Consider the following 15808-nt stretch of genomic DNA (forward strand, 5'->3'; position numbering starts at 1 on the left):
GGTTATTAATGGCTAATAAAAATCGTTGGTATCAGCATACTTCTTATTCAATGCCTTTAAAATAGCATAAGTCTCTAAGTCTACCGTTCCTGTTGGGTTACGGGGTCTAAAATGCAGCTGAAAGGCATAGACGACATCGCGACTGGCTTTGTCCCATTCATCACTGCTATTAATTTGATAGCCATACTCGCGAAATTGCTGCTTCAGATCAGGTATCGTAGCCGCTGCAAATGCTTCTATATCCATCATCGCAAGCTTATCAGCATCATCATACCAAGCGCCGATGCCATATTGCTTATACAGTTGCTCCCAAGGAAACTTGGCACCGGGGTCTATCTTGCGCGAGGGTGCCATATCCGAGTGACCGATGATGTTTTTTGGTGAGATGTCATATCTGGCGGTGATATCTTGCACCAACTCCGCCACCTTTCTAATCTGCCACTCATTAAATGCCACATAATGGTCATAAGGATGATAGTCGAGTTCGCCATTCTTTAGCGCATCTTTATATTCAGGCGCAATGCCTGCATTGACGATTTCGATGCCAATAGAAGTATCGTTCAAGATTGTCCGTCCTGCAAAGCCGCCATCACCGGCATGCCAAGCGCGCTCGTTTTCTGGGACTAGATTATAAATTTTATCATCGTTATTATCTAACACTAGATAGTGCGCGCTGACCTTGCCTGTGGTCAGTGTTTTAATGGATCGGTCATTGTCTGACACCGTATAGTGCAGCACGATGGTTTTGATGCGTTCGCTTTTGCCAGTGGCTTGATAGGTTTTACTGTCCACGATATAGCTTTCGGTAGTCGCTACTGGAGAGGTCGTGGTCACGCAGCCAATCAAGGGTAGTGTTAGGCCAAACGCTAAGAAGATATTTTTTACCATGAAATGCTCTGTGTAAATAAAGGTGAGCTTTGATATAGTCGTTTCAATATAATTTGGATACAAGGAAGGCGAGCGAAAGTACTACAAATAGTAGACTCAGCGAGCCTGACACCGTATCTGATTTATATAGGATTGACTATACTTGCCTTTATTTTTTTATTGATAGTAGATAGATGAGTTCGAGATATCTTTGAAAGCTTTTTTAATCCTTGCGAATCTTCTTCGCTAAAACTTTCTTCCAACTCTCCTCCAAACATTCAATCGCGAGCCATGGCTCAATCACCTCGGCATCGTATTTCTCTTTTGAGTTAGACAGTTGCCACAGCTTCTCTAACGTGGCGAATGGATAAGGGCGTTCTATCAAGTAAACTGGTAAATCAGCGCTAATCATGCCATCACGTACCACTTTGAAATACCAACCAGCGATACCTTGTTTGCTGATCCATGCCGCGATATTTGGCACTCTGGTAAACTGTCCGATCTGATCATTGATCTTGTAGCAGGGGCGGCGCGGTTGCACGATACGCAGTTGTAAATTATCAACATCATTTGTACTAGTAGCCGTATTACCATACTGAAAAACGTCGCCAATACAAACTGTAGATTCGGTCATTTCAGGCAAATCATTTACTGCTTCGGTCGTGAGGTTTTCACCCAATGTACCAACGCGCACCTTTAAACCAAACTCTGTATTGATTCTCTCATAAGTCGCAGGTGCCAGTTGATGCACGGCTTTGAGTGGGCCGCCATGATGCTTACGATCGGCTTGTTCATCAGTGGTTAATCCCATAAAGTTGACCGCGACAGGTGCGTTAATCGGTGCTTTATCAATAGCACTCATTTCTTCACGGGTGAATGGCATGGCTTTGCCAGCGCGGACGCAGATTAGATTGGCGATATGTAACGGCAGAGTTTGGTTAAAGTCGGCTACATTTTTTGGGGTAGAAGATATTAGCGTTGCTATATTTATAGGTTCTAAGCTCATAGGTTTTCCTAATCTATAGGGATTTATTAGGGGAGAGGCTACTTTGATACTGGTATTAATAATGCGTATTATCTTAGCTTAATCATTCATCTAATGCTAAGCATTCAGCCGCTTAATATTTAGCAGTAGGTGAAAGGGTATTAGAACGGTAAATTTTAGACAAAAAAAGACCAGAATAGATATCTGGTCTTTTTGGTTTTCACAGCGTTATGAAAATAAATAAAATTATTTATTTTTATTGCGGCGACCAGCGGTTTTCTTTTCACGCGGTACAGCGACCAGCTCAGCCAATTGCTCAGGTGATGACCATAGGCCTTCTAAGTCATAGAACTCACGGGCTTGCGGCGTCATCACATGCACGACGACAGCGCCCAGATCAATCAATGTCCAGTCAGAGTCGATACCGCCTTCGCGACCAAGTGGCATAAAGCCCGCTTGCTTCGCTTCAGCACCGACATTGTCAGCCATCGCGCGTACATGGCGCTTAGAAGTACCGTCAGCGATAACGATGCGTTCGGTTACGTCAGTCAAATCTTCTACATTCATTACGGTGATGTTCTTCGCTTTCATATCGTCTAGAGCGGTCTCAACAACGGCTAAGCATTCTTTTAAGCGTTCTTCAGTCATGGTGTTGGTCATAAATTTTGATCTCTTGAATCGTCAATATTAAAAATAAAAAGGTAAATCGTCAATTTGCATGCGTTGGCATTGTCGAATGGACTAGATGTCGCCAGTCAGCTGTAGAGACTGGATGGGCAAAATGACAAAGATAAGGCGATTTTAACGGAATTGAGCAGCAGAATATAGCTGATGGGCGATAATATATTGATAAACAGCAGGATTTAGCCATTTAGCTAATGGATTGGGTGCAGTATTGTCTATGATATCATTTATTGGTGCGATAGATGTCATTTGCCTTGCCGCTGCCGATATTATATTCGATCGATTTTCCGTCGGCTGTAACTGTTGGCGTATCTGTGTACTGGATATCGTGGCGATAGGACGCGAGTCTATATAAATGTGTCCTTGATGGGTGTTTTTCAAGAGACGGCTATTGGTCAGTGCTTGAGAGGTGGGCTGTAATAAGTCAATAGGCGCATCGATGCGTAAAGATTGGAGCTGCGCAGGTAATTGGGCGTGCAAGTTCATCGTATCCTGCGCGACTAACATTTTATTCGCGGAATGAGTCGTGGTTGCCAACAGGTGATTATTTTTATGATTAATATCAGACAGGTCATCACGATTAAACACCCAAAGATTGACGTAATCCGTAAGCTCTAAACCGTTTTTCCATTTGCTCAAACTCAGCGCGCTATCCATACCGATGATGAATATTAGACTGTCATGCGGATAACGCTGACGCAACGTGCGTACACTATCGATGGTATAAACAGGCGGTGTTTGCCACAGCTCAAGCTCATTAATTTGTAGCGGTGTATGGAGTGTTGCAAGCTTTAACATGGCTAGACGATGTTTAGGATCAGTGCTTTGCTGCTTAAAAGGCGAGCGAGCATTGGGCAATAGTGACACGTGCAGCGCGCGCTGTTGCTGCTTGGCTATCGGTAGCAAACGCTGATAAACAGTCATCGCCATTTGCAGATGACCATCATGTACGGGATCAAATGAGCCGCCAAGATAAGCACGAATGGCTGGTGCAGGTGTATTTTTTTGAGGATTTTTGCTGGTATTTGGCATAAATAAATGCGTAAAAATAGATAAGAGGCACGTTGTCGTTGATGCATTTTACCCTTTTATCAGCGGACCTTTTTAGGATAAATGCTTCGATGGTAGCGCTATTGTAGAGGGCAAGTGGGCATCTGTCATTAAAAGTGCTGAAATACTAGGTAAAATGAGCGCTTAGCTATCCGTAATGAAAGCGTTTTAAAAAGTCAGTTATAAACATAGCCAATAAAAAACCGACCATCATTTTGATAGTCGGTTACCTATAGCGCAATTAGTCACACATTTTAATGCAATTAAATCGCGTCGCTATGAGCTTGAATAGCGGTAAGGGCGATGGTGTAGATAATATCATCGACCAAGGCTCCGCGAGACAAGTCATTTACTGGCTTATTCAAACCTTGCAGCATTGGGCCAACACTCACTACATTGGCGCTACGTTGTACGGCTTTATAAGTGGTATTGCCCGTATTGAGGTCTGGGAAAATAAAGACATTGGCTTGCCCAGCAACCGGTGAATCAGGCGCTTTTTGCTTGCCGACGCTCATGACAGAAGCGGCGTCATACTGTAGCGGTCCATCGACTTTTAGGTGTGGCGCACGCTCGCGGACGATTTGGGTCGCACGGGTGACTTTTTCGACGTCCGCACCAGTTCCTGATGAGCCTGTAGAATAGCTAATCATCGCAACTTTTGGATCAATACCGAAGGCGGCAGCAGACTGTGCTGATTGAATGGCAATCTCAGCAAGTTCTTCGGCATTTGGATCAGGATTAATGGCACAGTCACCGTAGACAACCACTTGCTCAGGTAGCAGCATAAAAAATACTGATGATACGAGCGAGTATTGCGGTGCGGTCTTAATCAACTGAAACGCTGGACGGACGGTATTGGCAGTGGTATGAATCGCGCCAGAAACGAGGCCGTCGACTTCGTCCATCTGTAGCATGGTCGTGCCTAGATATACGGTGTCTTTTAAGTATTCAGCAGCGACTTCTGCGCTGGTTTTACCTTTACGGCGTTCGACCACTGCAGCGATATACTTATCCATATCAAGCGTATCTGGATCAATTATTTCAAGACCTTCAGGTAAAACTAAGTCAAGATTTTTAGCCACTTGCTCGACATCGCTACGCTTAGCGAGTAGTACACAGTTGGCGATACCGCGGCTTTGACAGATACAAGCGGCTTCAACGGTACGCGGCTCAGAACCCTCTGGTAGCACGATGCGTTTTTTGGCGTCTTGTGCTTTTTTAACCACTTGATGACGGAATGCAGATGGTGAGAGGCGCGGCTCATGATTTTGACTAAAATAGTCTTTAATCCAGCTAAGATCTAAATGGGCGGCGACATAACGGGCCACTTCTTCAGCACGTTCAGTATCATCACTTGGAATCTCTGCGCTCATGTGCATGAGGCTTTGTACGGTCTCATAGCTGTCGCTTTCGACACTCATGACAGGGATGCCTGTTTTGAGGGCAGATTGCCATAGCTCAGCGACGGTTGCACTCGGCTCGACGCCGCCAGTTAATACCAATCCTGCCAGCGGGATACCATTGATACAAGCCAAACCTGCTGCTAATAGTAAATCATCTCGATCGCCTGGTACGACGATAAGGGTGCCACGTTTAAACACCTCATCGACGCGTGCGACCGAGCGTGCGGTTAGGCTAATGCGGTTAATACGGCGTGACTTAGCTTCACCGACATTGAGCCATTTGGCATCAAGCTCAGTGGCGATATCCCACGTACGAGGCACGGACAGTGAATCACTGAATGGCACCACCCCGATTAAACGGAACGCGTCAGTATTAAAATGCGGTGATAGGCGCTGGACTTCTTGCATAAAGCCTTCATCTAAACTCACAACCGCTTCACCAGGGGCAACGATTTGATTTTCTACGGTGCTTTGCGCATTTGGCAAGTCATGTACACGCATCAAAATCGCGCCGAGTGTGCGCTCATGGGCGATGCCGCCAAACTCACGAGCGTGAACGTCAAGCTTATCAGCCAGATAGGCCGGTTTACTGGTATCAGCAGTGCTAACAAAGATGATTCTAGCATCTAATGCATGGGCAATCGCACGGTTGATTTGTGAGGCATAAGAGGTTTCTGTGGTCGGTACTAAGCCTTCACAGATCACCACATCGTAATCATCGCCCAGAGTATGATAGTTGACGACCACTTCTTCCATTAAGTCATCAAGGTTACCATCACCAATCATACGCTCGACACGCTGCCTACTGATAGATTTAGGTGGCGTCAGACCAAAAGCATGCATTGCTAACGCGCTTGAGCTGTCTAAACTGTTTTGCTTATCAAGTGTATCATCTTGCAAAAATGGCTTCATAAAGCCCGCTTTGATACCGTTGTAATCAAGAGCACGAATCAATCCAAGCGCTGCTGACGTTACGCCGATACCACGGCTGATGGGAACTAGTAAAATGGTTTGCATAAAGTATCCTACGGTTTATTATATTTTTAAAGCTCACTTCATCCTTGCTGGAATGAGTAAAACGTCGCGCTTCTCATCATAGGCTATGTATAAGAAGCGCTGGGCAAAAAAATAACTTAACACCTCTAATGAATAAAAGCTTATAAGACGAATAGAAGTTTATGAGAAAATTATAAGCAATTTATAATATAAGCAACTTATAAAAAGTGTCGAGCTTAGAGTAAGCCCAATGCTTCACGTGTTTCTTGAGCAATACGGCACTCTTCATCAGTTGGCACAACCCATAGCTCGATGCTGCTATCGTCTGCGTGGAAGCTGCCTTCGCTACCACCAAACAAGCTCGCATTTTTGTTAGCGTCTACTTTTATGCCGAAATGACGCATCACTTCTAGGATACTGGTGCGGGTGGTGACTGAGTTTTCGCCGATACCGCCCGTAAAGACAATGCCTGTGAATTCTGGCAGCGCGCAGCTTAAGCTGGCAAGATATTTACCGACGCGGTAACAGAACATCTCGATAGCGAGCTTAGCATCTGCGTGACCTTCGTTCGCCGCTTGTTCGACGGTACGTAAATCATTAGACAATCCTGAGACACCTAATAGACCACTTTCATTATTGAGCATGGCATCAATCTCTTCCAAGCTCATACCGAGCTGGCGCTTTAGGTGTATGTGTAGACTTGGGTCAACATCACCACTACGCGTACCCATCATGAGCCCCTCAAGCGGGGTCAGACCCATACTGGTATCGAAACTTTTGCCATCATAAACGGCAGTCGCCGAGCAGCCATTGCCCAGATGCGCTGTAAGCCAACCATGTGAGCCTTTAGACTCTGTAATTTCACTGGCACGCTCTGAGACGTAAGCATGAGAGGTACCATGAAAGCCATAACGGCGGATTTTGTGTTCTTCGTACAGGGCTTTTGGTAGTGGGTAGCGAAAAGCAACAGGAGGCATGGTTTGGTGAAAGGCTGTATCAAAGACGACGACTTGAGGAATATCAGGATAAATCGCCTGTACCGCTTCGATACCTAAAGCATGGGCAGGGTTATGCAGTGGCGCGAGTATTTTTAAGCGTTTTACTTCGTCCAGTACATGCTCATCGACACGGACTGCTGCAGAGTATTCACGGCCACCATGAACCACGCGATGACCAACGGCGATGAAATGATACTGTTCTAATAGCTCAAGAATTTTTTGTAATGCTAACTGATGACGACCACCTGAGATAGAGATTTCCAGCTTATCACCATTCAACGTCGTGTGTTTGATACGAGCAGTATCGAGTCCTAAGTTTTCGGCCAAACCAGTGATACGAATAGAATTGTCTTCGCTAATCAGCGCGTATTTGATAGAAGAGGAACCACAGTTGAGGACTAAGGTGGGATTGATTAGATTCGATGTTTCGGTATTTTTGTCATCAAAAGTGGTGGTTAGGCTGGCGCTCATACTCTGTCCTTAGATTGTATTTTGTAAAGGGTGACTCATCACAGACGAGTACCGGTTGAATAAACAAAAACCAGCCGCATCCATGCCGACATAGGTCAAGCAAGTACATTGCTGATTTTGGTCACTCTTGGGCTGGCACTATTGATCAGTGCTTGTTAAGTCGCATGCTAGCGCCTCAACACAGTCGCAAGGTCTAAACATAATGTACCATAGTTTTATGGCTATACCACGATAACTATAAGGGTTAAATTGATAGAATGTGGTATAGACAATACAACTGAACACCGAGTGTCGCTAGGGTTTGTCGGCTGCTACAGCCAAATATAATAGCTAATAATAAATTGTAAGAAAATTTGTCTAAGTAGATATAATGTGCTGTTTTACCATTATAGCGATACATTAAGACCGCTAGTATCAACGCTCGCTTAGTAAATGGCAGTTGCACGGTCTAGTAAAGATTAGCAAAACTTAGAAAAACCAAACTCGTCCAAATTTATTGATTAGGGATATTCAGTATGCACACAGCATTATGTAATAATGCTATTATTCAAAGCAGTCATATTGTCATTTTTTAGCGATGAAGATAGCTTTTATTTAGCTGTCTATAGGGTTTGATCTATCACCTTTATGACTCGTGTTTTTTATCATTTTCATGCCATTGCAAAGTCACAGGTTCTCTATTCTATGTTTACTATTAACCGCTTTTCGAAAACTAAGCACACTAATGTCGCTGATCTTGGTCGCCGTGTTATCTCCACTTTTATTATCAGTGGGGTGATTATGATGGGTTTGACGGGTTGCGGTCAAAAAGGCAATCTATACCTCGCCGACGCTAGTAGCCAGACGGTTCAAGGAGCTACGGATAGCGCTGGCATACAGGGTAGTACCTATTCGACACAAGATGATGGTCATCAAGAAATGGATGGTTTTAAGCTACCGGAACCCAGTGAAGACCCGAATGATTATTGATTTTTATTAAAAACTCAATGCCGTCAACGAGATTTCGGTGTGCACCCTAAGATTTTTTAACTTTGTAACCTGATGAAATTAGAGATGTTTATATGAGTCATTCTGAGCAAAAAACTGGCGAATCTGTCACGATCCAAACTGAGCAAGGCTTGTATGTTAATCCTGAAGCCTTAACCGCCCATTTACCCGCGCTAGATTATCACAATGGTGCATTGTATATGGAGCAGGTGAGCATTGATGATGTGGTTAAACACTACGATACGCCATGCTATGTCTACTCAAAACAAGCCATTTTGGATGTTTATCAAGCTTATAGCGATAGCTTTGCCAGTTTAACGCACCAGATTTGTTATGCGGTAAAAGCAAACTCTAACCTTGCAGTACTTGGTATATTGGCGCAAGCAGGTGCAGGATTTGATATCGTCTCTCGTGGCGAACTCATGCGCGTACTGGCGGCAGGTGGTGCTGCTTCACGTGTGGTATTCTCAGGTGTGGGCAAGACTGATAGCGATATCGAGTATGCCCTGACCCAAGGTATTGGTTGTTTTAACGTTGAGTCAATCAGCGAGCTGACTTTGATTAATGATGTGGCACAGAAATTGGATAAACCTGCGCCAATTTCATTACGGGTTAATCCCAATGTCGACGCCAAGACGCATCCGTATATCTCAACAGGGTTAAAAGACAATAAATTTGGTATCACCCACGAAGACGCGGTTGCCGTCTATGAGCAAGCGGCACAGTTATCCCATATTGATATCGTCGGTATTGACTGTCATATTGGCTCGCAGTTGACAGAAGTTGCGCCATTTGTCGCGGCTTTGGATAAAGTGATTGAGCTAATACACAATTTACGTGATAAAGGTATTGAGCTGCGTCATATCGATTTGGGCGGTGGTTTGGGTGTGCGTTATATCGATGAGACGCCAGTATCTATCGACGAGTTTGCCCAAGCTTTATTACCTAAACTTAGCGAGCTTGGCTTAACGGTATTCTTTGAGCCGGGTCGCAGTATTGTGGCAAATGCTGGGATATTATTGACCAAGGTTGATGTACTCAAACCAACGGAACATAAGAACTTTGCCATTGTTGACGCAGCAATGAATGACTTGATTCGTCCGGCGTTATATCAAGCTGAAATGGCAGTCATTCCAAGTGTCTTGCCTGATAATGGCATCAACACTGATAGCACACAGCCATGGGATATCGTTGGCGCTATTTGCGAAACGGGTGATTTTTTAGCGAAAGACCGTTTATTGTCGCTCGCGGTAGGCGATGTTTTAGCAATCACAGGCGCTGGTGCGTACGGCTTTACCATGAGTAGCAATTATAATTCACGCCCGCGTGCTAGTGAAGTAATGGTCGCCGATGATAGCCATCAACTGATTCGCAAACGCGAAACCATTGAAGCGTTATATGCAGACGAAGTATTGTGGCAAGGTAAATAAATCGGTGACCAACAGATTTAGCCATTTTTAGCCCATTTAGGCGTTTTCGTTCAGATTGAGGACATGCCCTAGATAAAAAGCCCGTTGTCTTTGATGATGGGCTTTTTTATGGCCTGCTCTAATGAGAGATATCAGTTTGGCTGTACAAGGTGGATTTAGCATCGTGTTAACTTAGTATTTGATAGCGGTGATAGTTATGATTGTATCTGACAGCGTGCTAATATAAGACATACATAAAAATAGGATAGGATAACAAGGATATGCTAATAGAATTTACGAAGATGCATGGTCTGGGCAATGATTTTATGGTCATCGATTTGGTGACTCAGCGCTTAGATTTGACCAAGGATTTGGTACAGTTACTGGGTGACCGTCATTTGGGTATTGGCTTTGATCAGCTGCTCGTCGTTGAGCCACCGATGCGTCCAGACGTTGATTTTAGTTATCGCATTTTTAATGCTGATGGGTCAGAAGTTGAGCAGTGCGGTAATGGTGCGCGCTGTTTTGCCCGTTTTGTGCAAGCGCGTAAACTGTCATTTAAACAGCGTTTGCGTGTTGAGACGGCGAGCGGCATCATTTCATTGACCACTGATCGTTATGGCTGGGTCGAAGTCGATATGGGTAAGCCGAAATTTGAACCAAGCGAGATTCCTTTTACCCCCAGAGCCACGACCAAAATCCAAAACGCCTATCATCTCGATGTAAATGGCACTCCTGTACAGCTTTATGTTGCCAATATGGGCAACCCGCATGCCGTTATCAAAGTTGATAACGTGCTCGATGCCGACGTTGAAACCTTGGGCAAAGCCATCGAATCGCATCCCGCCTTTCCTGACCGTGTCAATGTCGGCTTTATGCAAGTGATGAATCAGCGTCACATTCGTCTGCGTGTCTATGAGCGCGGTGTCGGTGAGACACAAGCCTGTGGTACTGGCGCTTGTGCCGCAGTAGCGGTTGGTATCCGCGAAGGCTGGCTCGATGAAGGCGAAGACGTGCGTGCGCAGCTTTATGGTGGCAGTATGATCATCAAATGGCAGCCGGGTTATTCAGTGATGATGACTGGTCCGACCGCCTTTGTTTACGAAGGCGTATTTAGCCCAGATGGTCTGATGGCACAAGCGGGCATTAAGCCCAATCCAGAAGGCTAATGGATAATAGGGCTATGTCTAATAAAAACAATCATACGATGGAGCCTACCTCAGATTCTGAGGCAAAAGCATGGCTATCAGTCGAGCACGCCGCGGCTATAGAGTCGGATGCTGCATTACGTGATTTGTTAGCGCCCGTACATCGTTGGCTTAATGTCTTGTCGGTGCGCAATCACTCGCCGCATACGTTGACCGCTTATTTTGCAGGACTCAACCAATTGGCGCTATTTTTACGTGGGAAACGCCTGACGTGGACGCGCTGCGATAAGCGCCAATTAGCCCAGCATATCAGCCAACGCTTGGATGAAGACAAGCTCGCACTTGCTAGCGTCCAGCAAGAGCTGTCAGCCATTCGCCATTTTTATGGCTGGCTGATAGAAGAGAACTTGGCACGTATTAACCCAACGACTGGCTATCAGCTCAAACGTAGTCCTCGACCGCTGCCGTCTATCGCTGATGTTGATTTGCTCACTCAGCTGCTTGACCAAGAGATGCCTGATACACCCGAACAAGCGCGCCTATGGCTACGTGATAAAGCGATGTTTGAATTGCTTTATAGCAGCGGTCTGCGCGTAGGTGAGTTGGTCGCGTTGGATATGGCAGATGTAGATTTGTCAGACCTGCGCGTGCGCGTGACAGGTAAAGGCAATAAAACGCGTTTGGTGCCGTTAGGTATCAAGGCAGCAGAAGCGATTAGTCGTTATCTACCGCATCGTAATCTGTGGGTGGAGCAAATGGACAGCGCATTATTCATTAGTGAAAAATTGGGTACGCGTTTATCGACACGAGCAGTGCAGCAGCGTCTCAAAGTTGCGGCTACCCGTGCCGGCATCGCACAAAATATGTATCCGCATCTATTGCGTCATTGTTTTGCCTCGCACATGCTGTCGGGCAGTGGCGATTTGCGCGCGGTGCAAGAAATGCTTGGGCATAGCGATATCAGTACCACGCAAATTTATACCCATGTCGATTTTGCTAAACTTACACAGGTCTATGATCGTGCCCATCCACGCGCGAGTCATGCAAGCACTGAAAAAAATACCACCTAACATCCGATATTCAATACTTACTATTCAGTATTGAAACTGACTTACGCCAAACGATGACAGTCAAAAATGGGCATTTTTTGGCGGCCTTGCTGTTGAGTCTGTTTGTCTAAGGTTGCCAAGATCAAAGCATGATTTTTATTATCTTTATGAATAGCGTTGTTTAATTCACTATCTTCATAGCTGTTAATAATCGTGCCATCAAAAGCTGTGATAGTGGTATGCCCCCACGTTTGACGGATATCACCGTTTTTATAAACATGGTCGCCGCCTTGTGCTGCGCCAATGACCATGCACTGACTGTCTAACGCCCGCGCGCGAAGTAACAGCGACCAGTGCGCTTGCCCCGTTAAATAAGTAAATGCCGATGGCGCACTTAATAGGTCAGCGCCTGCTTGACGTAAGCGCTGTGCCAATGCGGGAAAACGCAAATCAAAACAAACCATCATACCGAGCTGATAGTCAGCATGATCACTCTCTATTGTTGCAACTACAGTCTGTGTACCGGGCTCAAACGTCGCCGCTTCATTATAGCTGCCATGTTTATCTGCTACCGTCGCAGTGAATAGGTGAATTTTGTCATAGCGTGCCACTCGCGTGCCATCAGGGGCAAATAGCTGACTGACTTGGCGCAGTCTGCCATCAGGCACGATAACGCCATCAGGGCGATAAGGGCAGGGCAGTGAGCCTGCCAGCACATAGACACCGTAAGTACTGGCATAGTTTGCTATCGTCGCTGATAGCGCATCAAAGCGCTCTGCGGTGGCAAATTGCTCGCCCATGCTACAGCAGTTTTCAGGTAAGACAACAAGGTGAGCACCTTGATGACTGGCATCGCTGATGGCAGATTTTATAGCCGCTACGTTTTTTTCGATGTCTTGCTGGCTATTCATTTGAATCGCAGCAGTGACAAGGTGCAGTTTATTTGCTTGGTCATTCATCGTATTATTCTCGGTTAATGTTAAGAGTGATTCAATTGGCTCGAAGGTTTTGTGTTATGTACCTTGTATTTTTTATATAGCCTTATTATTATCAACAAGATTTGGTTGTTTGTTGTTTAGCAGTTCATGCTAAAACGGTCAAATTTATAGAGTTTTATAAGTAGAGAGCAATAAGCGTATTGGGCCGTCTATAAATTATCATAGCAAAATTGCCACGAAAAATGCTATCGTCATGTCCTGATAACGTTAAATCGCTACTTTAAGTGGCAACATATATAGACTATCACCAGTATCGGAGTGTAATAAGCCACCCATGAGTATGTCTTTCGGATTGGCGACCACGCTGAGCACCTCACAAAAACTGACCCCGCAAATGCAGCAAGCCATTAAATTGCTGCAACTCTCTAGTCTTGAGCTTGCGCAAGAAGTTCAGGCCAAGCTGGATAGTAATCCATTGCTTGAACGTATTGAGGATGATGAAGATGAATACGATTATGGCAGCGGCGATAGAGTAGATGAGTCATTGACACTTGATAGCTGGAACCAGAGTACTGATACATTTAGTACAATCTCTGAGAGTAATACCCATACCTCTGAACCAGATGAAGACTTTAGTGACAGCTTGGACAAATTGCAGCAAGCCAGTATCGATGATGGTGCCATAGACAATCATACGATGGATAGTGACGACTATAATAGCTTTGAAAATAGTGCTGATAGCAGCAACTATGCATCTACGCCGAGCAGTTCGGGGAGCAAAAGTGACGAGGATTTTGATAGTTATCAAGGCGGCACTTCTGCCACCATACAAGACCACGTGCGTTGGCAGCTGAACTTTAAGCATCTCTCAGAAGCGGACATGTTGATTGCAACCTATCTGATGGACTCTATGGATGACATGGGTTTTGTGCGGCTTGATATCGATGAGCTGTTGCAAAGCTTCGATACGATGGCAAGTTTTTATCAATGGGATGAATCTGTTGAGCACGATGAAGTCATGGCTGTTTTACGTGTTATTCAGTCTTGTGATCCGCTGGGTGTGGGGGCGCGAAATCTCAGTGAGTGCCTAGCGATTCAGTTGTCCAAGCTCGATGCAAATACTGACCATCTAAAAGAAGCGCAAGCATTATTGTCAGCCAGTGAGCATTTGGTGAGCAATAACATCAAAGCATTGACTGAGCGGACTGGTCTCGCACCTGCACAGATTACCCCCGCGCTTAACTTGCTGCGTACCTTGAATCCGTCACCTGGATTGCTGTTTCAAAGCAGCCAACCAGACTATACTCAGTCGCCAGCCAGCTATGATATTCCTGATGTTTTGGTCACGCCTATACGTCACCATCAGAGTCAGACGAGTTCAGATACATCGACGCAAGAGGACGGCTGGAATGTGCGCCTCAATCCTGACACCATGCCAAAGCTAAGAGTCAATCAAGAATATGCCAATTTGGTGAAGCGCGGTGATGACAGCCCCGACAATCAATATCTGCGTGAAAACCTCACCGATGCCCGCTTGTTTATTCGTAGTATTGAAGAGCGTAATCAAAACCTATTAAAAGTGGCAACCAGTATCGTGCGTTATCAGCAAGAGTTCTTGCAGCATGGCGCGACTGCGATGCAACCGCTCATCCTAAAAGCCATTGCGGAAGAAGTGGATTTGCACGAATCGACCGTTTCACGTCTAACCACCAGTAAAACAATTTTGACGCCGCAGGGATTGTTTTCACTCAAGCATTTCTTTTCATCTCATGTTAGCAGTACCGACGGCGATATTTCATCGACTGCCATTAGCGCCATGATTAAGCAATTGATAGCCGATGAAGATGCCAAAAAGCCATTATCTGACAGTCGCATAAAAGATTGTTTATTATCCGAAGGTATCGATATCGCCAGAAGAACCGTGGCCAAATATCGTGAAGCAATGAATATTGGCTCGTCTACTCAGCGCAAACAGAAATATTAAATGTCACAATTCAATGAGTTAGCAGAAGGGTAATGCTGTTGTTGGTATATTTTTTAGAAGATATAAAAAGTAAAATTTTCTGATTATATAGAAACATTGAGGAAACAACCGCTTTTATTACATTTAATTACACTTTACTGTCTTGCTACTATTCGATATTCATGACAAATTAGAGTCATACCAACAACGAAATCTAAGTGTCGATTTAGCGTATTTACTTATCTCATTAATCAAAATGACAACGAAAGGACACGTTCGATTTTTGCTAAAAGCATCGATTATTAAAGGCGCTAATTAATAAAGACACCTCATTCATTGTTGGTAAGGCAGGGTGAAAAAGCAGGAATGCTGGCTCATCTGTTGATTGTAAGTAACAACGCAAGCAACAACGTAGGCAACAATGTAAGTCATAATAAAAGGACAATAATATGAATGTTTCTATCAGTGGTCACCATATCAGTGTTACCGACGCTATGAACGCAGCTGTTCAAGAAAAACTTGATAAAATTGGTCGTCATTTTGATCAAATTCAAAGTATTCAAGTCATTTTATCATTAGATAACAGCGGTGCTATAAAGAGCCATAAGGCTGAAGCGATTATGCGAGTCTCGGGTAAAGAGATGTTTGTCCAAGCGCTTGACGATGATATGTATAAAGCCATTAACGAGATGGCAGACAAACTTGATAGACAAGTACGCAAGTATAAAACCAAGTTGGAAAGCAAAAAGACTCAGGGTGCTGGGCGTGATGGACGCTATGAAGAGCTGATGACAGACGATGCTGCTCCAGCAGTTTAATGTTATAGAGTTTAGGATATTTAAAGGTTAATGATTACTGGC

Annotated in this window: 13 protein-coding genes; 6 read left to right on the top strand and 7 right to left on the bottom strand. The window is 44.8% G+C overall.

What is annotated here, in order from left to right:
* Positions 1-12: 12 nt before the first annotated feature.
* The 6 genes from JMY05_RS12415 to JMY05_RS12440 all read right to left on the bottom strand — a co-directional run bounded on the left by JMY05_RS12415 (position 13) and on the right by JMY05_RS12440 (position 7454).
* On the bottom strand, positions 13-888 hold the full coding sequence (locus JMY05_RS12415; RefSeq protein WP_227678183.1) for an N-acetylmuramoyl-L-alanine amidase: 876 nt from the start codon (positions 886-888) through the stop codon (positions 13-15).
* Between the two features lie 202 nt (positions 889-1090).
* Positions 1091-1873: an MOSC domain-containing protein gene (locus tag JMY05_RS12420; protein WP_201615236.1), complete on the bottom strand. Its 783-nt coding sequence runs from the start codon at positions 1871-1873 to the stop codon at positions 1091-1093.
* 225 nt (positions 1874-2098) lie between these two features.
* Positions 2099-2512, bottom strand: coding sequence for a ribosome silencing factor (gene rsfS / locus JMY05_RS12425; protein WP_045443355.1), 414 nt, complete (start codon positions 2510-2512; stop codon positions 2099-2101).
* Between the two features lie 141 nt (positions 2513-2653).
* Positions 2654-3568 carry a nicotinate-nicotinamide nucleotide adenylyltransferase gene (locus JMY05_RS12430; protein ID WP_045443357.1) on the bottom strand — a complete coding sequence of 305 codons (915 nt, stop codon included), beginning with the start codon at positions 3566-3568 and terminating at the stop codon, positions 2654-2656.
* A 281-nt stretch (positions 3569-3849) separates the two neighbouring features.
* Positions 3850-6006, bottom strand: coding sequence for a phosphate acetyltransferase (gene pta / locus JMY05_RS12435; protein WP_109591161.1), 2157 nt, complete (start codon positions 6004-6006; stop codon positions 3850-3852).
* 215 nt (positions 6007-6221) lie between these two features.
* The gene (locus tag JMY05_RS12440) at positions 6222-7454 is read right to left on the bottom strand and encodes an acetate/propionate family kinase (protein ID WP_045443360.1); all 1233 of its coding nucleotides are present in this window, start codon (positions 7452-7454) and stop codon (positions 6222-6224) included.
* Between the two features lie 684 nt (positions 7455-8138).
* On the opposite strand from JMY05_RS12440, the gene lptM reads away from it, so the two are divergent.
* The 4 genes from lptM to JMY05_RS12460 all read left to right on the top strand — a co-directional run bounded on the left by lptM (position 8139) and on the right by JMY05_RS12460 (position 12068).
* Positions 8139-8423, top strand: a complete 285-nt coding sequence (lptM, locus tag JMY05_RS12445; RefSeq protein ID WP_201615237.1) for an LPS translocon maturation chaperone LptM — start codon at positions 8139-8141, stop codon at positions 8421-8423.
* 92 nt (positions 8424-8515) lie between these two features.
* Positions 8516-9871, top strand: a complete 1356-nt coding sequence (gene lysA / locus JMY05_RS12450; protein ID WP_201615238.1) for a diaminopimelate decarboxylase — start codon at positions 8516-8518, stop codon at positions 9869-9871.
* Between the two features lie 260 nt (positions 9872-10131).
* Positions 10132-11019 (top strand): diaminopimelate epimerase, encoded by an 888-nt coding sequence (gene dapF / locus JMY05_RS12455; RefSeq protein WP_045443366.1) that lies wholly within the window; start codon positions 10132-10134, stop codon positions 11017-11019.
* Positions 11020-11033: 14 nt separating this feature from the next.
* Positions 11034-12068: a tyrosine recombinase XerC gene (locus tag JMY05_RS12460; RefSeq protein ID WP_227678184.1), complete on the top strand. Its 1035-nt coding sequence runs from the start codon at positions 11034-11036 to the stop codon at positions 12066-12068.
* Between the two features lie 41 nt (positions 12069-12109).
* On the opposite strand, the gene JMY05_RS12465 is transcribed toward JMY05_RS12460, so the two are convergent.
* A complete protein-coding gene (locus JMY05_RS12465; RefSeq protein WP_413786590.1) occupies positions 12110-12985 on the bottom strand; it encodes a nitrilase-related carbon-nitrogen hydrolase in 876 nt (291 codons plus the stop codon).
* A 334-nt stretch (positions 12986-13319) separates the two neighbouring features.
* Here JMY05_RS12465 and JMY05_RS12470 point away from each other — a divergent pair, with 334 nt between their 5' ends.
* Together JMY05_RS12470 and hpf are read left to right on the top strand one after the other, a co-directional pair.
* Positions 13320-14969 (top strand): RNA polymerase factor sigma-54, encoded by a 1650-nt coding sequence (locus JMY05_RS12470; protein WP_201615240.1) that lies wholly within the window; start codon positions 13320-13322, stop codon positions 14967-14969.
* 428 nt (positions 14970-15397) lie between these two features.
* Positions 15398-15766 carry a ribosome hibernation-promoting factor, HPF/YfiA family gene (gene hpf, locus JMY05_RS12475; RefSeq protein ID WP_045443369.1) on the top strand — a complete coding sequence of 123 codons (369 nt, stop codon included), beginning with the start codon at positions 15398-15400 and terminating at the stop codon, positions 15764-15766.
* Positions 15767-15808 lie beyond the last annotated feature (42 nt).

This window comes from Psychrobacter sp. JCM 18902 (assembly GCF_904846615.1).
GTDB lineage: Bacteria > Pseudomonadota > Gammaproteobacteria > Pseudomonadales > Moraxellaceae > Psychrobacter.